This window comes from Hymenobacter sublimis (assembly GCF_023101345.1).
GTDB lineage: Bacteria > Bacteroidota > Bacteroidia > Cytophagales > Hymenobacteraceae > Hymenobacter > Hymenobacter sublimis.
Genome location: NZ_CP095848.1, coordinates 1,124,180 through 1,143,069, shown reverse-complemented (window position 1 = coordinate 1,143,069; position 18,890 = coordinate 1,124,180). Strand labels below are relative to the sequence as shown.

Annotated in this window: 13 protein-coding genes and 1 pseudogene; 8 read left to right on the top strand and 6 right to left on the bottom strand. The window is 59.8% G+C overall.

Annotated elements, in window-relative coordinates; all coding sequences use genetic code 11:
* Positions 1–99: 99 nt before the first annotated feature.
* Positions 100–258, top strand: a complete 159-nt coding sequence (locus tag MWH26_RS04895; protein WP_247976283.1) for a hypothetical protein — start codon at positions 100–102, stop codon at positions 256–258.
* 243 nt (positions 259–501) lie between these two features.
* On the opposite strand, the gene MWH26_RS04890 is transcribed toward MWH26_RS04895, so the two are convergent.
* From MWH26_RS04890 to MWH26_RS04880, 3 genes and pseudogenes are all read right to left on the bottom strand, one after another.
* Complete coding sequence (locus tag MWH26_RS04890) at positions 502–1,236, bottom strand: LytR/AlgR family response regulator transcription factor (protein ID WP_247976282.1); 735 nt, start codon at positions 1,234–1,236, stop codon at positions 502–504.
* Positions 1,237–1,252: 16 nt separating this feature from the next.
* Positions 1,253–2,317 carry a sensor histidine kinase gene (locus MWH26_RS04885; protein ID WP_247976281.1) on the bottom strand — a complete coding sequence of 355 codons (1,065 nt, stop codon included), beginning with the start codon at positions 2,315–2,317 and terminating at the stop codon, positions 1,253–1,255.
* Between the two features lie 150 nt (positions 2,318–2,467).
* A pseudogene (locus MWH26_RS04880) lies at positions 2,468–2,799 on the bottom strand (aldo/keto reductase).
* Positions 2,800–3,041: 242 nt separating this feature from the next.
* Between MWH26_RS04880 and MWH26_RS04875 the strand changes: the two are divergent.
* The 3 genes from MWH26_RS04875 (at position 3,042) to MWH26_RS04865 (ending at position 6,913) form a co-directional block, all read left to right on the top strand.
* Entirely contained in the window at positions 3,042–5,042 is a 2,001-nt protein-coding gene (locus MWH26_RS04875; protein WP_247976280.1) for a WD40/YVTN/BNR-like repeat-containing protein, read from the top strand.
* A 275-nt stretch (positions 5,043–5,317) separates the two neighbouring features.
* Positions 5,318–5,884 carry a hypothetical protein gene (locus tag MWH26_RS04870; RefSeq protein ID WP_247976279.1) on the top strand — a complete coding sequence of 189 codons (567 nt, stop codon included), beginning with the start codon at positions 5,318–5,320 and terminating at the stop codon, positions 5,882–5,884.
* Between the two features lie 219 nt (positions 5,885–6,103).
* Positions 6,104–6,913 carry an MBL fold metallo-hydrolase gene (locus tag MWH26_RS04865; RefSeq protein ID WP_247976278.1) on the top strand — a complete coding sequence of 270 codons (810 nt, stop codon included), beginning with the start codon at positions 6,104–6,106 and terminating at the stop codon, positions 6,911–6,913.
* A gap of 247 nt (positions 6,914–7,160) precedes the next feature.
* On the opposite strand, the gene MWH26_RS04860 is transcribed toward MWH26_RS04865, so the two are convergent.
* Positions 7,161–7,583, bottom strand: a complete 423-nt coding sequence (locus MWH26_RS04860) for a hypothetical protein (protein WP_247976277.1) — start codon at positions 7,581–7,583, stop codon at positions 7,161–7,163.
* Positions 7,584–7,991: 408 nt separating this feature from the next.
* Between MWH26_RS04860 and MWH26_RS04855 the strand changes: the two genes are divergently transcribed.
* From MWH26_RS04855 to MWH26_RS04840, 4 genes are all read left to right on the top strand, one after another.
* A complete protein-coding gene (locus MWH26_RS04855) occupies positions 7,992–10,901 on the top strand; it encodes a PAS domain-containing sensor histidine kinase (protein WP_247976276.1) in 2,910 nt (969 codons plus the stop codon).
* Between the two features lie 26 nt (positions 10,902–10,927).
* Complete coding sequence (locus tag MWH26_RS04850; RefSeq protein WP_244695499.1) at positions 10,928–11,335, top strand: response regulator; 408 nt, start codon at positions 10,928–10,930, stop codon at positions 11,333–11,335.
* A 469-nt stretch (positions 11,336–11,804) separates the two neighbouring features.
* Positions 11,805–12,278: a GAF domain-containing protein gene (locus MWH26_RS04845; RefSeq protein WP_247976275.1), complete on the top strand. Its 474-nt coding sequence runs from the start codon at positions 11,805–11,807 to the stop codon at positions 12,276–12,278.
* 121 nt (positions 12,279–12,399) lie between these two features.
* A complete protein-coding gene (locus MWH26_RS04840; protein ID WP_247976274.1) occupies positions 12,400–15,150 on the top strand; it encodes a PAS domain-containing sensor histidine kinase in 2,751 nt (916 codons plus the stop codon).
* Between the two features lie 489 nt (positions 15,151–15,639).
* Here MWH26_RS04840 and MWH26_RS04835 read toward each other — a convergent pair whose 3' ends face one another.
* Both MWH26_RS04835 and MWH26_RS04830 read right to left on the bottom strand, forming a co-directional pair.
* Positions 15,640–16,632, bottom strand: a complete 993-nt coding sequence (locus MWH26_RS04835; RefSeq protein WP_247976273.1) for a S41 family peptidase — start codon at positions 16,630–16,632, stop codon at positions 15,640–15,642.
* A gap of 185 nt (positions 16,633–16,817) precedes the next feature.
* Entirely contained in the window at positions 16,818–18,119 is a 1,302-nt protein-coding gene (locus MWH26_RS04830) for a PQQ-dependent sugar dehydrogenase (RefSeq protein WP_247976272.1), read from the bottom strand.
* Positions 18,120–18,890 lie beyond the last annotated feature (771 nt).

Here is an 18,890-nt window from a genome sequence, read left to right as displayed (position 1 = left end):
GCAGAGGAAAGGGCCCGCAAGTGGCCTGATGACGTACCGAGCGGGTAGTTGGGGTAGACACTCACGGCCGGCTCGCGAGTAGCTTTAAGCCCTGCAGCTTTGGAACGTGACTGTAGCTTATGGCAACTGCAACATCCTCCTGATGCAGCCCTCGAGGTAGAGCGGGTCAAGTGCGGAGTAGTGCGGGCGCAGGTGCCGGGCCTAGTCAGCTACCCCGATGTGCTGAGGCTACACCCTACCCAGCGCCGGCGCTTCTAAACTTGTTGGCAGGGAATACATAAGGCCGCGGCGGCGCAGGCGTAAGATGAATTCCTGATCTGCCTGGTAACAGGTAGTAGGCTGCATAAGAAAAAGGAAGCGGCAAGGCGAGAATGAGGCCGTAGCCTGTCGGCCCGGACGTAGCCTGCCTACGCTACTTTCGTTCTGCACGTAGCTCGACAAGGGACGAGTAGGACTATTTGCGGGATGAATGGTACACTAGGCGCAAAAGCCTACTCCCCTTTATAGCGCGAAGCCCTTTAAGAACCGCTGAATATTATCGGCGTACCCGCGCGACGATGTTAGGTGGGTGCCATCGAGCAGGGTGAGCAGGTACTCGCCACGAGTCCAGGGGCGAAGCTCCTTGAGGTAGCGCGTGTTGACGACCACGGAGCGGTGCACCCGCAGAAATCCTTGCGGATCAAGCCGACTTTCCAACTGCGCGAGCGTGGCGCGTAGCTGGTGCTGCCGCCCGTCGGCGTGCACGGTTACGTAGTTGCCACGTGCTTCCAGATACTGCACCTGCTCGGCGGCCACGAAATAATAGTGGCCGGGTTGCTTGACCAGCAATTGCTCGGCGGGGGCTACTGCCGCTGCTTGGCGTTGAGTCAGCAAGCGGCGCAGGTGAGCCAGGCAGCCCTGAAACCGCTCCTCATCAATGGGTTTGAGCAGGTAGTCTACGGCATGAGTTTCGAAGGCCTGCAGGGTGTACTGGTCATAGGCCGTTACAAATACCACCAGCGGCCAGGGCCCCTCCCCTTCCAGCTGGCGCAGCACCTGCACGCCGCTTAAGTCCGGCATTTGCACGTCCAGAAACACTACGTCCACCGCCGGGCCCTGCTGCAGCGCGGCGAGGGCTTCGGCCCCATTGCGGCACTCCCCGCTGATGGTGAAGTCGGGGGCTTCACTCAGCAGCTGGGCCAAGCGCCGGCGGGCCAGGGGTTCGTCATCGACAAGCAGGGTACGGATGGGTTCCAAAGCAGAAGCGGCGAGGTTAGGGAGTAGTGCTGAAGGGTAGGTCCAGCCAAACGGTGAAGCCTTGCGCCGGGGCGGTATCGATGCGCAAGGCCGCGCGGGCACCGTAGAGGGTACGCAGGCGTTCTTCCGTGTTGCGCAGGCCAATACCCCAAGCTCCGTCGGGACCGGGGGCTCCCGGTCCGTCATCGTAGACGGCCAGTTGCAGCCGGTCGCCCTGGCGAGCCGCGCGCAGGCAGACGGTGCCGCCATCCGGATTGCGGGCAATGCCGTGGCGAACGGCATTTTCCACCAACGGTTGCAAGAGCAGGCTGGGCACTAGTGCGGGCCGGGCCTGTGCATCCACCTCGTAGCAAAGCCGAAGCCGGTCGCTAAAGCGGATCTGCTCAATTTCCAGGTAAAGCGCCGTGAACTGCAGCTCTTGCTCCAGCGTAACCTGCTGGGCATCTGAGTGGTCGAGCACCACGCGCAGAAATTGGCCCAACTTGCCCATCATGCGTTGCCCGGCCTTGGCATCGTCGCCGGTTAGGGCTGCAATGGCGTTTAGCGCGTTGAAAAGAAAATGCGGGTTCAGCTGCATTTTAAGTGCCTGTAGCTGAGCCTGCACCAGTTGAGTTTCCAGTTGGGCGGCTTCAAGGCTGCGGTTGCGGTACCGGTCGTAGTACTCCAGGGCATAGGCGGCCAGCAGCAGCATCCAATACATGGGCACCCACACGTTGAGGGAAGCCACTATGGCAGACCAACTTACTTCCGTGCCGGGCACGGCCAGCAGCCGCAACAAGAGCACATATGCCGCCCGGTACCCGAGCGTCAGCGCAATGCCTACCCCAATGTGCACCAGGAATTTGGTTAGCCAGCCGCGCCGGCCGGCCGTCAAATCAAACCGCGAGGCGAGGGCAAATACTACCGGCGTAAGCAGGGCCCAGAGCAAGCTGTGCAGCAAGGGCACCAGCACCACCGTCCGCCAGTGTACTGCCGCGCCCCGGCTAACGGCCTGGCCGTAGACAAGCCCCATCATGAACAAAGCGAACAACAGCCAAGCCAGCGCGATGCGTCCCCATTTAATGCGTTCCAGGTGCAGCATAAGCGGTTCTTTGGCACCGCGCAGGTGCTGTAGGGTAAAAACAACGGTCAGTTTCGGCCTGTAGCCAAGTAGCCTCGGTGGGCAGGCCCACCAGGAGCAGTAGCCCTACCCCATCGGGTACTACGTGAGTAAGCGGGCAGCTGGCTGATGTTACGGGGCTGCAGAGGCGGTTGGAGCGAAGTTGCTGACACCAATGGCTTTGATGCGGCCCGCGTTGTACAACTCTTCCATGGCGCGCCACGCACCGTGCACGTCGCCGCATGGCTGGTGAATCAGGTAGAGGTCGAGGTACTCCAGCCCGAGCTTCTGCAGGGACGTTTTAAAGGCCTGTTTGGCCCCTTCGTAGCTGGCGTCTTTACCCACAATTTGGTGGTGATGAACAGGTCTTCGCGCGGCACACCGCTCCGCCGGATGACCCGGCCCACAGCCTCCTCGTTCCGATAAGAAGCAGCCGTATCTATAAGCCGGTCGCCGGCTTTCATGGCTTCTCCTACGCTGTTTTCGCACTCAATAGGGTCAGGAACTTGGAACACGCCAGAGCCCAACAGGGGCATTTTCACTCCGTTGTTTAATTCTACTGTCTGCACGTGGCTGCCTGAAATGATGAGTTGAAACCCGTGCGCTGGTGTAGCGCCTTGCCTAGCGGCCGAGCTACACAATGAAAGCGCCTAGTAGTTGTTCTTGCGCTACCACAGGTGCTACCTTCCATACCCTCAATTATCCTATGATGCACAAACTTCTATTCTCCTTCCTTCTGCTCCTTTTTACCTTTCCTGTTGTGGGCCAGGACGAGTACTTGGCCCGGTTGCCCGTGGTCGGTGGGTTTTCCGAAATAAGCGTATCGCCGGCGGAAGAAGTGTGGATAGCTACCAAAGCTGGCAATATCTACTACACCAAGCAGGTAGGAGCCGTATGGAACTACGCCTCCATTACGGGGGCTACCACCGGGGCTGTTAGCCTAGGCCAAACCTATGAAAGGGTAACTCACTTTTCGGAAAACGTGCTGATGGTTTCCGGCTTTATTCAGGATAAGGGGGAGCAGGATTTCGTGTACTGGTCCGACAACCACGGTGCCTCCTGGCGCAAAGTCACCTTCGGCAAGAGTAGCTGGATTGATGCCTGCTACGCCACCCCTACCGGCAAAGCCTGGATGAGCGGCAGCTCCCAGCTCATTTACTGTACCGAAGACAGCGGCCGCAGCTGGCGCGAATTCAATAAGGTAGAATCCACGGGTAATCTGCGCTTTTCCACCATCCATTTTGCCCCGGACGAAAAAACCGGTCTGTTTGGCTCGCACTGGAATGTACTTTACCGCACCACAGACAACTGCCGCACCTGGGAAAAACTACCTACCCCGCTAAGTCAGAACAAATACCGCAAGCTATCCAAGGAACAACGGCCGGAGGTACGTAAGGCCCGGATCTTCGGCAAGTACTACCTACTCAACCAGGAAGGAAAAGTATTCATCACCCCCTCTAACCACGTTGATTGGCAACGTCTTCCGGAAGTTATAGACTTTGAGGTAAGCCCAGCGGGCCACCTGTATACGGTACAGAAAGACCTGACCATCCAACTCTACCAGCAGGATTTCAGCCCTATTTGGCACTCCACGCAGCCCCTTGACCAAGCTCCCCGCGCCCTTTTCGTCCGCAATGAAAAGCTGTTTGCCGTTACCCACGACAAGGTCTACCGCATTGAGCCCGCGCAATTCACCGCCGCCCGTTTACTAACCAACCAGATTGACATCCCGGACCCGGAGCTGACCATACGTTCCCACGGCGCGGAGTACGGCGTTGATGGCCAGGACATTGTACGTTATGACAAGGCAAGCAAACGGTGGGCGCGGTTTCTAACGGCTCCCTTCCCCATTGCCACTGCGGCCTTGTTCAATGGTCAACTCCTAGTAGCCGACCAACCCCTTACCAACTATTTCCGGGTAGATGAGCAGCGGAAAGTACTGCTACCGTTTACTCTACCAGCCAGCTTATTTGGTCAACAAGCAAATGCAGTGGCTGAATTTCACGTGGAAAGGGGCTCCCAGGGCTGCTTTCACGCGGACAATAGCCGCCGGTCTTTCGCAAGAAAGGGCAATCAGTTTGAGTTGATGACGCCCAAAAAACCGAATGCTTTCCTGCCGAAAATGGCTGAGCGCATTCCCGCTTCCGTCGTAGCAGAGCTAGTGGCTGCCTTGGACCAGTCTCGGACCCAAGCAGTACAGCTTTCTGACCTGGGCATCAGCAAGGACCACGTTGAGCATTTCCAGGCCTTTATCGACCGGGAAGCGGAAAAGATAAAAAAGCAGGGCTTCACCCCGTTTGACAGGGACAACCTGTATCAATTTCCAGGGGAGAATGCGGATTTTAGTTTTTACAAAAACACCGCCGGCAACCTTGCTTCTTTAACTGCCAGCCAACTCACTAGTGCGTTCGGGCAAGCCTACGGCAATTGGAGCACAACCCGGAATTGGAGTAGAGTTGTATTTGTTTTCGCAGATGGCAAAAGGCTGATCGTTGAGAATTCGGATGATAAGCCCACTTATCTGTATAGCCCTTGGCAAGGAGATTACGACGGATTGAAGTTTAGCTCCACCTCCATCCGTTTCGGTCAGTTGCTGAACGAACTCACTGAAGGGCAGTTCTTTCCCGCCACCGTACGGGACAAGAATTACGCCCTCTTTACAATCACGAACTACCTCTACAAGCAGAAACTACTCGCCGAAGAGTAGCTCCTATTCATACCCACCCCGAGGTTACCCTGCGCACCTTGGCATACACAGGTTTTACAAAAACTCTTGCGCAGACTGCAGCCGGCAGCTTTCCACAGACCGCGCGGTTTTCCCGTTATTTAGGGTACAGGCTGCCGTAGTTCTGGTCTTCCGGGCTCGTTTGTTTTCCTTGGATTCCAGCACTTGGGGCAACGGCGCGAACCTCAGACCGTAGGAAGTACGGTGCCTTCTAGGCGCCCGTCTCGTTCGACTACTCTTATACCCCGCAGATTACAATGGCCAAACAAGCCCCCGCCACCAAGGCCGACAAGCTTAACAGCCTCTATAAGGAGTGCGGCCTGATTAAGGAAGACGTGTTTCAGCACCAGCACTATACCATCCTGACCCGCTCCGGCATTGAGAAGGTGCAAGCTCACTACGGCATCCAGGTCAGCTATAAAGCCCTGAAGCTCGAACCCAAGTACGCCGTCATTAAGGCCGTAGCGAAGATGGACGAGGCCACGGTAGAAACCTACGGCAGCGCCGTGCCGGAGAACTGCAAGAACAGCTACTTTGCAGAAACCGCCGAGAAACGGGCGTTGAGCCGGGCGGTGCTCAAGCTAACGGGTCTTTACCAACACGGCTTCTTTGGGGAAGAGGAGTCCGAGCAGCTAACGGCAGAAGCCAAAGCCGCCCCGCAGAAGTCTCCCGAAGCCGATGGGCTCATCGAGGCCCTGAACCGCCTGCAGAACGGGGACGCCCCGGGCACCGTGTGGAAAGCCCATCCTGAACTGCACGGCAATGAAGACTTCAAGGCAGCGGTAAAGGCAGAGGCCGAACGTCGCAAAGCAGCGGCGGCCTAGTCACAATAAGCCTAAGTAATACCACGGTTACCGGTTCGGTAATTCAATCAGATTCCGCTAGGCTTCCAACAGCGCCCGGCGCGAGGACCGGACCAATTGCCTTACTTAAGTTTGGGCAAAGCAAGCGGGTTATCGTCCCGCTTGTAGAGGTAGCTCCCCCCGCGGAGTCCGGCGGCTGGACAAACCCGGTAACAACGTCACTCAACCGTTAGAAAACGAATGAAATCTACTTTCCTGCTCACGGCTGCGCTGGCCACGTTTACTCTTCAGGCCCAGGCTCAAACTGCTCCTACCGCCTCTACAGCACCCACCGCGGCCCCCGCACGGGCCGCTGCCGACCAGATTAAAACCAAAAAAGGTCCGCTCACAGTGCAGCCCATTACCCACGGCAGCGTGGTATTCACTTGGCAAGGCAAGACGATGTACGTGGACCCCTACGGCGGTGCCGCGGCCTATGCTGGGCTGGCGGCGCCTGATCTGATCCTGATTACGGACATTCACGGCGACCATCTGGATACGAAAACCCTGGCCGGCCTCTCCGTGAGTAAGGCTCTACTGGTAGTGCCTCAGGCGGTAGCCGATCAGTTGCCGGCCGAGTACCAGGCGCGGGTGCGTGTCCTGCGCAACGGCCAGCGACTCGACACGCTGGGGCTGACGGTGTCGGCCCTGCCCATGTACAACCTGCCTGAAACGGCCGATTCCCGGCATCCTAAGGGTCGGGGCAACGGCTACGTCTTAGGTCTGGGCGGTACAAACGTCTACCTGTCCGGCGATACGGAAGACATTGCCGAAATGCGGGCCCTCAAGGGCATCGACGTGGCCTTCGTGTGCATGAACCTCCCCTACACCATGGACGTGCAGCAGGCCGCGCAGGGCGTCCTGGCCTTTAAGCCCAGCATTGTGTACCCCTACCACTACCGGGGTCAGAACGGGCTGAGCGATGTGGAAGGCTTCCGGAAAACCGTGAATGCGGCCAACCAGAAAATTGACGTGCGGCTGCGCAACTGGTATCCGGCGGCAGCCCAGTAAGGCAGCCCCCGGTACAGGACGGACGGCTGAGCAGTTGGGTTGGGCTTGGGTAGGAGCACGATGTCGTGCACCTGAACCCGTAGAAAGCTGCAGGCCTGGTATTTTCCTGCTAGGAGCGCCGGTTGGAACCTAGTTACCTATATAGAGGTAGCAGCTGGGGTTCGACTTTATGCCCTCTTCAGCACCGAGCGGAGCCTGCGTACTGCATCCTTCCCCGGGCAACCCGGCCAGTAGTGCTACTTCTCAATTAGGTGCCTGGCTCCTGCCCATTGGTCTCCTGCAGCCACTGGCTGGCTTCTTCCAGGGTAGCGAAGTAGCGGGTGCAGATGCCGTAGAGCCGCTTTCCTTCCGAGCTGACATCCAAGGATTGTAAGCGCAGGTGCAAGGGCCGGGCTGTCACGACGGCAACCTGGGTGAGCAGTTGGCCCGTGCCCGCCCGGGGCAACCAGTCGACCAGCAGCCACCCCATGTATTCCTCCGTGGCCGGAACGCGCTGGCGCTGATCCGTCAGCAGCTTCCCGAAACCCGAAACTTGCAACAGGCGCAGCACTTCGTCGAACACGGCCCGGGCCGCCGCAGAATCCCCGGACCCCGGCCCCCATTGGAGGTGAACGTACCCGGCGGGGTCTACCCCCACGGTTCCGGCGGCCATCTGCCTTGCTAAATCCATTGCGTAAGGTACTACACTCGCGGGAAAGAGCGGAGTGGGCAACTCGGCGGCTAGCATGTCTTCCTCGGCATGACGCAGCTGCCATACGACCTACCCCTATTCTAGGCCCTAGCGCAGCGTTACGCCGCCCCGCAAGGTGAACGTAAGAGCGTTGATAGGCCGGCCGAAAACGATTTTATCCTACCGTTCCGGATCCGCAAAAGAGAAGCCCCAGCACTTTTCTGCCGGTTACAAGCTGACCGCCGCCAGTGTGGGGCGTTAAGTTGAACCGCCGTAGAAGGACTACCTTACGCACGAGTTGCTCCGCCTTGTTGGCTTTATTTCAATGGCTACCGTTCCTACTCCTCTCGCGTATGTTTGCGGGGCCTGAGCGCGGGTGATTTACTCATACTCCTTATCCTTTCCTCGATGCCTGTTTCATCAGTACCTACCCCATTGCGCTCCTTACCAGCTGACACCCTGCTGGGGGATTTGCTGGCAGTGTCGATGACCGGCGTTATTTACTATACGCCCCTCTATGACCCAGCGGGCTCAGGCGACATCGTGGATTTCCGCTTTGAGTACCTGAACCCCACGGCCCAGCGCATGATGCGCATGCCGGAAGTGCCTACGCTGACCCACAACGAGCAGTGGCCCCACAGCAAGGCCCACGGCACGTTTGCCTTTCACGTGGACGCCTTTGTCTCCGGTGAGCCGCGCGAATACAACATCAACTACCAGGCCGACGGGTACGACAACTACTACCGCCTGGCGGCCCGTCGTTCGGGCGACGGACTGTGGGTAAGTTTCACCGACACGGCCGACCAGCCCCGCTCCCCCGTGGAAGTGGCCCTGCGCGAGGCCCAGGCCCGCGAGCAGGCCGCCCACGCCGAAGCCGAAACCCAACGGGCCCAGCTGCACCACATGTTCGAGCAGGCGCCGGCCATGATTTGCATTTTTGAGGGGCCCCAGCACGTATTCCAGTTCGTCAATCCGCCTTACCAGGCCTTGGTAGGCGAGCGGCCCCTGGTAGGCCGGACCATTGCCGAGGCCATGCCCGAGTTGGCCGGCCAGCCCATCTTTGGCTTGCTGGACCGCGTGTACCAGACGGGCGAAACCTTCGAGGCTCACGAAATGCTCGTGCAGCTCGACCACCAGAATGTTGGGGCATCGGAGCTAGAGAAGCGCTACTACAATTTCATCTACCAGGCCCGCCGCGACCTAAAGGGCACCATCGACGGCATCCTGGTTTTCGCCTACGAGGTAACCCCGCAGGTAGTGGCCCGCCAGCAGCTTGAGCAGCTCAACCAAGAGCTGGAGGCCCGCGTGCAGGAGCGCACCCAAGCCGCCCTGGTGGCCCAAGCCGAGGCGTTGCGCACGGCCCAGCAGCAGGTACAGCAGCGCGAAGCCCTGTTTCACATCCTGGCCGATACTCCCGCCGCCGTGGCCCTGCTGCGCGGTCCGGAGCACCGCTTCGAGTACGTGAACACGGCCTACCAGCAGCTTTTTCCCGAGCGCCAGCTCACCGGCCGGGCTGTGGCCGAAGCCCTGCCCGAAACCGAAGAGGCCGGCTTCCTAACCCTCCTCGACGAGGTGTACCGCACCGGGGAAACCTTTTTCGGGACGGAGCTGCCCATGCACCTTGCGCCGGCCGGCGGGCACACCAGCCAGCAGGTGTACTACACCTTTACCTACCAAGCCTACCGCGAAAACGGGCAGGTGGCCGGCGTTTCCATCTTTGCCTTCGATGTCACGGAGCAGGTACAGTCCCGCCAGCAAGGCGAAGCCGAGCGCCAGCAGCTGCACACGCTCTTTATGGAAGCCCCGGCCCCCATCGTCATCCTCAGCGGCCCCAACCTGGTATTTCAGCTCGTAAACCCGGCCTACCAGCGCATCTTTCCCGGCCGCGCGCTACTCGGCCGGCCGGTGCTCGACGCTCTGCCCGAAATTGCCGACGCCCCCATTTACCATCACTTGCGGGAAGTGTACGACACGGGCACCACGTTTGTGGCCCAGGAACTGCCCCTGCAGCTGGCCCGCCACGACGATGGCCCCCTGGAAGACATGTACTGGACGTTTACCTACCAGGCCCGCCGTACTACCGAAGGCGCCATCGACGGGGTGCTGGTGTTTGCCCACGAGGTGACTGACCAGGTGCGGGCCCGGCAGGTAGTGGAGCGCAACGAGCAGTATCTGCGCCAGATGGCCGATAACGTGCCCACCATGATCTGGCTCACGGACGCCGCCGGCCAGTGCGTATACCTCAACCAGCAGTGGTACGACTACACCGGCCAAACCGAAGCCGAGGGCCTGGGCGTAGGCTGGCTTGACGCGGTGCACCCCGACGACCGAGCTGCCACGCACGCCACGTTTGCGGATGCCGCGGCCCGGCAGGCCCCGTTCAGCCTGCTCTACCGCCAACGCCGCCACGACGGGCGCTACCGCTGGGCCGTGGACACGGGCTTGCCCCGCTTCCACCGTTCCGGGCAGTTCGAGGGCTACGTGGGCACGGTGTTCGACATTCATGAGCAGAAGCAGGGCGAACAGGCCCTACAGCACCTCACCACCAAGCTACGCATGGCCCGCGACCGGGCCGAGGAGCTCAACGCCGACCTGCAAGCCAGCAACGAGCAGCTCACGCGCACCAACGTAGACCTAGACAACTTCATTTACACCGCTTCCCACGATCTGAAAGCTCCCATCAGCAACATTGAGGGCTTGCTGAACTTACTGCAGGAGGAGCTGCCCGCTCACCTGGCCCAGTCCGCGCAGGTAGCGCCTACCCTGCTGCGCATGATGGACTCGGTGGAGCGGTTCAAGCGCACGATTGACCACCTGACCGAAGTAACCAAGCTGCAGAAAGAGCACGACGCACCGGTTACCGCGGTTAATCTGGCCGCGGTAGTTGAGGACGTGCACCAGGACCTGCTGCCCCTGATGCAGGCCACCGGCGCCAAGCTGGTCATTGACGTGTCGGGTCAGCCGCCCGTCCGGTTTTCAGAGAAGAACTTGCGCTCGGTGGTTTATAACCTACTCAGCAACGCCCTCAAGTACCACTCCCCCGACCGCCCACCCCGGGTAGATGTGCGGGCCCACGTGCGCCTGGACCACACGGTGCTGGAAGTGCACGACAACGGCCTGGGCATCGAGTCGGCGTATTTACCCCGCTTGTTCAGCATGTTCCAGCGCTTTCACACCCACGTGGAGGGCTCGGGCATTGGCCTATACATGGTCAAGCGCATGGTAGAAAATGCCGGGGGCCATATTGATGTACACTCCCAACCCGGCGCCGGCACCACCTTTTTCGTACACCTGCCCCAGGCAGTAGAAACCGCCTGACCTGTGTACCCCTCTTTCGCTTCTGCATGACAGCCATATCCTGTACGTTGCTCGTTGACGACGACGAAACGACCAATTACCTCAACCAGACCCTGCTGCGGCGCATGGCCGTCACCGATACCGTGTTGGTGGCTACCAACGGCCAGCAGGCCCTCGACCTGCTGCACACGCACTGCGCGCCGGTAGCGTCCCCTACCTGTCCGGCGCTGATTCTGCTGGATATGAAGATGCCGCGCATGAACGGCATGGAGTTTCTGCAGGCCTATGCCCGCCGCCCGCCCACCGACAACCCGGCCGTGGTCATCATCATGCTTACTACCTCCCTGAACCCGGCGGACGTAGCAACCATGCAGAGCCTACCCATTGCAGGCTACCTGACCAAGCCCCTAACCCGGGACAAGGTGGACCAGATTCTGCAGGAGCACTTCACCTAGCTGCCCGTGGTACGGCTGACGGACCTTGCATAATTACAATGTTTCGTGCAGCAGCCCAGGGGCTGGGGTAGGACGGGTCTCGCTTCTACCCTAGCCCCTGGGCAAGCAGTGGTGTTACAAATTTTCTGTGATTCCTTGGGGTAAATGAGCCTATTGGGCGGGTACATCAGCACCTGATTGCACCCCAGAAAACTTAGTGCGCAGAATGCTGGCCCGCGGGTAGTAGCACGACGCTGCTCGTCTCTTACCATTCCACATAGCAAAGCTCACTCCTGCTTGAATGGCGGCTTCACCCGCTGCCAATCGGGCACGCACACGCCTCCAGTTCCTACTTTAGTTGTGCGCTTTATCGGCTTCTCACCTCCTGGCTTACCCCTAAAAACCCAAAATTTTTAGGAAATAAGGCTACCACCGGGAACAGAAGCAGCACAGCCGTGGTTGGCCCAACGCCATTCGATTTCCCTATGCCATGACCTCCTACTCTGCGGCCACCTCTGTACCGGACCTTGAACGATTCACCCAGGTACTGCACGAGATGGGCGTGCACGCCGCCCTGGGGTTTCTGAACAACCGCACCCCGCACCGCTATACCGGCATATTTCGATTCGAGGGGGAGTACTCCCGCAATATCCTGCTCTACGACCGGTATAATGTGCACCGCCACCAGGGCGACGATGTGCCTTTGGCCGAGGCCTTCTGCTCGCTGGTCGGGCGGCAGCAGGCTCCCGTGCACATTCTGGATGCGGCCCTGGACCCACGCTCCGAACAGGTAAACACGCTGGTCGTATCCTACTGCGGCGTGCCGGTGTACGACGCGCAGGGTCGCCTCTACGGTTCGTTGTGCCACTATGATTTGGACCTCTGCCAAGAGTGGGCTGTCAACGTCCCCTTGCTTGAGGCGGCGGCTCCGCTGTTTTACCAAGCCTTGCATTCGGCCCCGTAACGGAAGTAGCTGCTTGAAGATAACGGATAAGCTAACCCGGTGCCACTGGCGCCGTTAGCGGATAGTATCTTCGCCGGCTTGCTATCCGCCTGCTTATACTCGTTTTACACCTATTCCCGTCGTGGCGACTGATAATCCGCTTGATGTCTTCTTCGACCTGGTTCCCACCGGGGCCGTGCTCTACGCCCCGATCTTCGATGCGCGCGACGAGCTAGTCGATTTCCGGTTCGTGCGCCTGAACCCAGCGGCTCAGCGCCTACTGCACTTGCCCGCGCAGCCCGCCCGCACGTTTCGCCAGCAGTATCCGCACAGCGGGCCCACGGGTATTTTTGCCCAGTACCGCACGGCCTACCTGACGGGCCACGCCACAACGTACGACGTGCCCTACCAGGGCGACGGCCTCGATACGTACTTCCGGCTGGTGGCCCAGCGCAGCGGCGAGCTGCTGGTGGTCAACTTCACCGACCTGGCCGACCTACCCCGCTCGGCCGTCGAGCAGTCCCTACGCGACAGCCGGGCCCGCGAGCAGGCCGCCCGCGCCGAGGCCGAAACCCAGCGCCAGCGCTTTTACGAGGTGCTGATGGCGCTGCCCGCGCAGGTGGCCACCTACCACGGCCCCAACCACGTCTACAACTTCGTCAATACGTCGTACCAGCGCTACTTTCCTACCCAGGCCCTGCCCGGCCGCTCCCTGCGCGAGGTGCTGCCGGAGGCGGAGGCTCAAGGCGTGCTGGCCGTGATGGACCGCGTGTACCAGACCGGCGAGGCCAGCTACCAGCAGGAGTTGGAGGTGTGGCTAGACTTTAACGGGAGCGGCCAGCCCCAGCAGCTGTTTCTAAATCTGTTTTTTCATCCCCTACGCGACACCCAAGGCCGCGTGGATGGGCTGCTGGATTTTTCCTACGACGTGACCGAGCAGGTGCAGGCCCGCCGGCAGGTGGAGCAGCTCAACCAAGGGCTGGAAGCCCGCGTGCAGGAGCGCACCGGCGAAGTACAGGCAGCTCGCGCCGAGACGGAGGCGCAACGTCAGTTGCTGCAATCGGTGCTAACGCAGGCTCCGGTAGCTATTGGGGTATTTCAAGGAGAAGACTTGGTAGTCGCTCAGGCCAATATTTGGCTCTGTGCCATGTGGGGCTACGAGCCGGCCCAGGTACTGGGGAAGCCCCTGCTGGAAGGCGTACCGGAGCTACGCGGCCAGGGCTTCGAGGACTTGCTTCGGGAAGTGGGCCGCACCCGTATACCCTTTACGGGTACGGAATTGCCGGCTACGCTGCGCCAGGACAACGGGGAGCTTGAAACGCACTATTTCAACTTCGTGTACCAGCCTCTGTACGGCCCGGCCGGCGAGCTGCTGGGCGTGCTCAATATTGCCACCGACGTCACGACCCAGGTAGAAGCCCGCCGACAGGTCGAGGAAAGTGAGCAGCAAGTGCGCGCCTTGGTGGAAGGCGCCCCGTTTCCCATTGGTGTGTACGTGGGTCCGGAGTTCCACATTCAGCTGGCGAATCACGCCATCCTGGAGGGTTGGGGCAAAGGGCCGGACGTGCTTGGGAAGCGCTTTGCGGAGGTGTTGCCCGAGTTCGAGAATCAGGCCGTGTTCGAGCAATTACAGCACGTGCTAACCACCGGCCAGCCCCTGCACCTGCGCAACCAACAACTGGAGGTGGTCATCAACGGCGTGCCGCAGACGGTCTACTACAATTACAGCTTTACCCCGCTACGAAACACCCAAGGTCAGGTGTACGGCGTCCTGAATACGGCTGCCAACGTCACGGACTTGGTGCTGGCTCGCCGCCGCTCCGAGGAGGCCGCCGCCGAACTGCGTCAGCTCACGGCCCACGCCCCGGCCTTCCTCTTCCGCACTGACCCCACCGGCCGCCTCACCTACGTCAACGATGCCTTGTTTGAGTGGAGCGGGCTTGACCGCGCGGCGCTGGCTTCGCTCGATGAGGCCTGGGGCATTAAGCACCCCGAAGATCTGGCGACGTTGCAAGCCCCGTATGGTGCCGCCTTGGGCGCCGGCCAACCCTGGGAAAGTGTCCCCTACCGCATCCGCCGCCGCGACGGGCAGTACCGCTGGTCCATCACCCGCACCCAGCCCTACCTTAATCCCGACGGCACGGTGGCCGGCCATAACGGCATCACCCTCGAAATTAACGAGCAAGTGGAGCTGCAGCGCCAACTGCAACGCACCAACGCCGACCTGGACAATTTCATCTACACAGCCTCGCACGACCTGCGGGCACCCATAGCCAACGTAGAGGGCCTGCTGCAAGCCCTGCAACACGACTTGCCCGCGGCTGGCCGCGTCGGCGCCGTGCCCGAGATTCTGACCCTCATGCACGGAGCCATCGAGCGGTTTAAGCGCACCATTGCTCACCTCACCGACATTTCCCGCCTGCAGAAAGAGCACAGCCCGGCTCATCAGCCGGTATTGCTGGCGGAGCTGGTGGAAGCCGTCCGGCTCGACCTGCTGCCCCTGCTGCACGAAAGCCAGGCCCGGCTCACGGTGACCATCCCAGCCGACCTGACGGTGACTTTTGCCGAGAAGAACCTGCGCTCCGTGGTATACAACCTGCTCAGTAACGCCCTCAAGTACTGCCACCCCGACCGTGCGCCCCACGTACAGATCCGCTGCCAGCCCCAGGAGGGTTACCAGGTGCTGGAAGTGCAAGACAACGGCCTGGGCCTGAACCTGCAGCAAGGGCAGGACAAGCTGTTTGCCATGTTTCAGCGCCTGCACACCCACGTGGAGGGCTCGGGCATTGGGCTGTACATGGTCAAGCGCATGGTAGAGAATGCCGGGGGCCGCATTGAGGTGCAGAGTGAGCTGGGCCGCGGTTCCGTGTTCCGCGTCTACTTTCCCGGTTGATTGGTCCTGCCTGCCTGCCTGCCTGCCTGCCTGCCTGCCTGCCTACTCGGATGGCGGGCTGCTCCTGCCCTAGCCGGCACCCAGCTTTCAAGCTACCTCCATGCTTATGAGGGCGCGGCCGGGGCAGTTTATCATGGGCACGATATCAGCGCGGGAGGAAGCGAAAGGGACGGGGAAGGCTACGAGCCGCTTGATTCGGTTGCTGAGTCAGTTGCTGAGCGCGGGTATGGAGCTGCCAATCTTAGCAAATGATATGCTTACCCGATACGAAGCAAGAAGCCCCAACCATTGGGCTTGTCTTTACCCAAATCTTATTGCAAAAAAGCCAGCCTACCGGCTGGCCTTTTTTACTTGTGTGTTTTCGTCGGCATGAGTCTTTCCGAGCAGTTTTGCGATGCCATCAATGAGCCGCTACTCATTTTGGCCGGGTACAGCTCGGTGATGTGCGTCGTTGTCGGCGCGTGCGTACCCTGCTAGCCGGCTGGGTACTTATTTCTTTGCCTTGTATTCTTCTCTAATCCAGCGAATAGCACGCGTTACAACTTCGGTGGACTTGCACAGCTCGTCGGGTGCTATCGAGTGGCCATAGGGTACCAGGCGGCGGTCGGCGAATACAGCGGTTGTCAGCAAGAGAACGGACCCATCGGACAAATAAAAGCGGCTTCTGCTGGTAGACACTCCGCACGTGCCCGCTCCAAAGCTTCTGGTGTGCTTCCGAGCCTTGAAGGCGACTACCACGGCCTCGCCCGAGCTAGCCGTTAAGGTATCTGTCAGCACGGCCACGACCGGATTGGCGGACTTTAATGTGTAATAATTGGCTGCTTCTGCCTGTGCGTCACCGTCCAGCAATGCCTTGCCTTTTTCGTATCGCCAAGCCGTTTTAATATCATTCGAGGTAAAAAAATAGCCCAGCGTGTCTTCTCCCAAAATCGGTCCTGCTCCTACGAGCATCGGCCACATATTACCTCCCATATTGCCTCTTAGGTCCACGAGCCATCCTTTTAATTCTACCTTATCCCGCTCCTTAATTTGGGCTTGTACATGGGCTATATACGCGTCCATTTTTTGCTGATTGCCAACTACCCAAGGAATGCGGATGTAGCCGATGTCTCCGGGCACCGGCTCGTCAGGATATACCGGAGGTTGCTTGTCAGCGGGGGCTTGGGGGCCCTTTACCGGGCTGGCGGGCACGAAAGCGCTGTGCTTATCGCCCAGGGCAACGATGGCGGATACAACTGCTGGATACGCCTGCTCAATCGTTTGAGCGTCGCTTGCCTGCGCTAGTAGGTTTTGCCTGAATTCTACCCAGTTAATAGTCTTCCGGTTAATAGAGTTGGCTTGCATGATATCAACGACTTCTGCCAAATATTTCCGCACCACTGGGGAGGGCGGTTTACCTTCTGCCCGACAAGAAGTAATGAGAGAGAATAAAAGCCAGAGCCTAAGCGTCATGTGTAAGCGGAATGCGGAATAATGAAGCAAGGTCGATATGCAATAGCCAGCTCTGAAAGGTACACCTTCCTGAGCCACTACAGTTTAGGGTGGTACTGTTAGCAACACTCGAAGCAAAAAGCGCCAGCTGGTAGGCTGGCGCTTTTTGCTTCGAGTGTTGGGTAAAGACAAGTTACCATGACGGGGCTTCTGCGAGTACTACCCCTTAGCTGAACTCAGTTGCCGCGGTAGCTCACGCGCCAAACAACACCGGCCCCATCCTCGGCAATGAGCAGCGAACCGTCCGGGCCCGTAATCAGGCCCACTGGGCGCCCCCATACCTGCGGGGGAGCGGCTTGCCCCTCATTAAGCTGCCAGCCGGTCACGAAGTCTTCGTATGCAGCCCCGCGCCCATCCGGGCCGGCCGTTTCTGGCACTCCCGCGGCGTTCATGCGCACGCGCACCACCTTGTAGCCTGAGCCTACGGAGCGGTTCCAAGAGCCGCGCATGGCCAGGAACAAGTCGCCGCGTGCGTCCTCGGGAAACACCGATCCGGTGTAGAAGGTTAGGCCCAGCGCCGCCGCGTGGGCGCGCAGCAACACCTCGGGCGTGCGGGTAGTGGCAACCTGAGGCGGGGCGGGGTCCGTCACGCGCGGATCACGCTTTTCGGGCGAGAGGTAGGCCCAGGGATACCCGAAGAAGGCCCCGCGAGGAACCACCGTGGCATAGTCGGGTACCAGGTCATCGCCCAAGCCGTCCCGTTCATTCACTACCGACCAAATTTCTCCGCTACGGGCGGGGTTCACGGCCATGCCCTGGGGGTTGCGCAGCCCAGAGGCGTAAGTAGTGCCGCCCGTGCCGTCGAGGTTGTACTCCTGAATGGTCGTGCGGCGCGGGTCCTGCTCGACGGCCGCGTTCTGGGAGGAGCCAATACCCACGTAAAGCTTGTTGTTGTACAGGAGCAGGGAACGGGCCGGGTGCTGGCCCCCACCGGGCAATTCCACGAGTTGGGTTGGCTGGCCGCCGGCTTGCCGCTGGCCGCTGCTGTAGTCATAACGCAGAATGGCACCGGAACAGGCCACGTAAAAATAGTTACCGTTGAAGGCCATGCCCATCGGCCGGTTCAGCACTCCCCCGGTAGCCCACACACTACGCTCGTCGGCCCGTCCGTCGCCATTGGTGTCGCGCAGCACCGTGATTTGGTTGAGCATCATCTGGGCCACGAACACGTCGCCATTCGGCGCTACGGCCAGCCACCGCCCCTGGGGCAGATCGTCGGCGAAGGTGTTGACGGAGTAGCCCTGGGGAGCCCGCAGGCGGGCATCGTCAGGACGCTGAGCCAGCACTTGGGGGTAGTTGGTCACCGACTGACTGGCAAAGGGAGCGGGCACATCGGCGAGGCGGATCCGGGTAGGGCTGGGCGTCAGCGTCTCGGTCTGGATATCCTCGTTCTGCGGTTCCTCCTCCGCGTTGTTTTCGTTGTCGCAAGCGCCCAGACTCAGGGCAGTCAGCAGTAATAGCTTGGTAATGTTTTTCATCGGATACAGGATTAGCCTACCAGGTGCTACGAGTCTTGCTGTCAGACCGTTATAGATGAGGTTAAGCTTTCCTTCTTTCCCTAATGCATCCGGGTAGCACCGCTGGCGGCTAAGTCCCGGACCCTCATTATGCCTGCTGAAATACTGGCACTGGAAGGCCTTGCGCTTACGGCCAAGCTTATATTAGCCGAAGTCCTCGACCTCTATAAAGTCAAGAAGCACGTCGTCAGCTCACCCCTACCCTGCCGAACATTTCGTCTGCTGATCCGTCGGTACAGGTCCCGCCCGGCCAGGGTCGTGAAGAGGTACCCCGCACACTTTGTAGCAGTTGTTGGAGGTATGCGTTGGCAACTGCCGGAGTGTAATCAGCACCTCGGGAAAGGCAAGTACTTATTGATGGTGACTAAGGACCGATACCGCCCCGACTTGTCCAATCTAACCAAACCACCTTACTACCCATTGTACCGGCCTAAAATGAGGCAGCCTATGAACTACCAAGTGGTTTATGAGCTGCTTGCTACCGGGGGGGAGGTGGTGACTTGCCAGCTGAGACAAGCAGAATAAGGGGTTGAAATCAGGATGGCATGTGTTTGCAAAGCAGTGGGTCATGCAAGCCATGATTTTTTGATGGCGGAAAGCCGACAAAAGCTGCGCCGTTTAGCCCGCCGGCTATAAAATGAAATCTGAGAAAAGCACTGCGAAAAAAAACAGCATAGACGACGTGTTACCAGGCGCAATAATGCCGTAGTTTTGCATCATGCTTCAACTGAA

Excerpts from the sequence above, each read along its gene's own strand:
- MWH26_RS04885 (WP_247976281.1), bottom strand. The coding sequence starts at position 2,317 with ATGCTGCACCTGGAACGCATTAAATGGGGACGCATCGCGCTGGCTTGG.
- MWH26_RS04875 (WP_247976280.1), top strand. The coding sequence starts at position 3,042 with ATGATGCACAAACTTCTATTCTCCTTCCTTCTGCTCCTTTTTACCTTT.
- MWH26_RS04870 (WP_247976279.1), top strand. The coding sequence starts at position 5,318 with ATGGCCAAACAAGCCCCCGCCACCAAGGCCGACAAGCTTAACAGCCTC.
- MWH26_RS04865 (WP_247976278.1), top strand. The coding sequence starts at position 6,104 with ATGAAATCTACTTTCCTGCTCACGGCTGCGCTGGCCACGTTTACTCTT.
- MWH26_RS04860 (WP_247976277.1), bottom strand. The coding sequence starts at position 7,583 with ATGGATTTAGCAAGGCAGATGGCCGCCGGAACCGTGGGGGTAGACCCC.
- MWH26_RS04855 (WP_247976276.1), top strand. The coding sequence starts at position 7,992 with ATGCCTGTTTCATCAGTACCTACCCCATTGCGCTCCTTACCAGCTGAC.
- MWH26_RS04850 (WP_244695499.1), top strand. The coding sequence starts at position 10,928 with ATGACAGCCATATCCTGTACGTTGCTCGTTGACGACGACGAAACGACC.
- MWH26_RS04845 (WP_247976275.1), top strand. The coding sequence starts at position 11,805 with ATGACCTCCTACTCTGCGGCCACCTCTGTACCGGACCTTGAACGATTC.
- MWH26_RS04830 (WP_247976272.1), bottom strand. The coding sequence starts at position 18,119 with ATGAAAAACATTACCAAGCTATTACTGCTGACTGCCCTGAGTCTGGGC.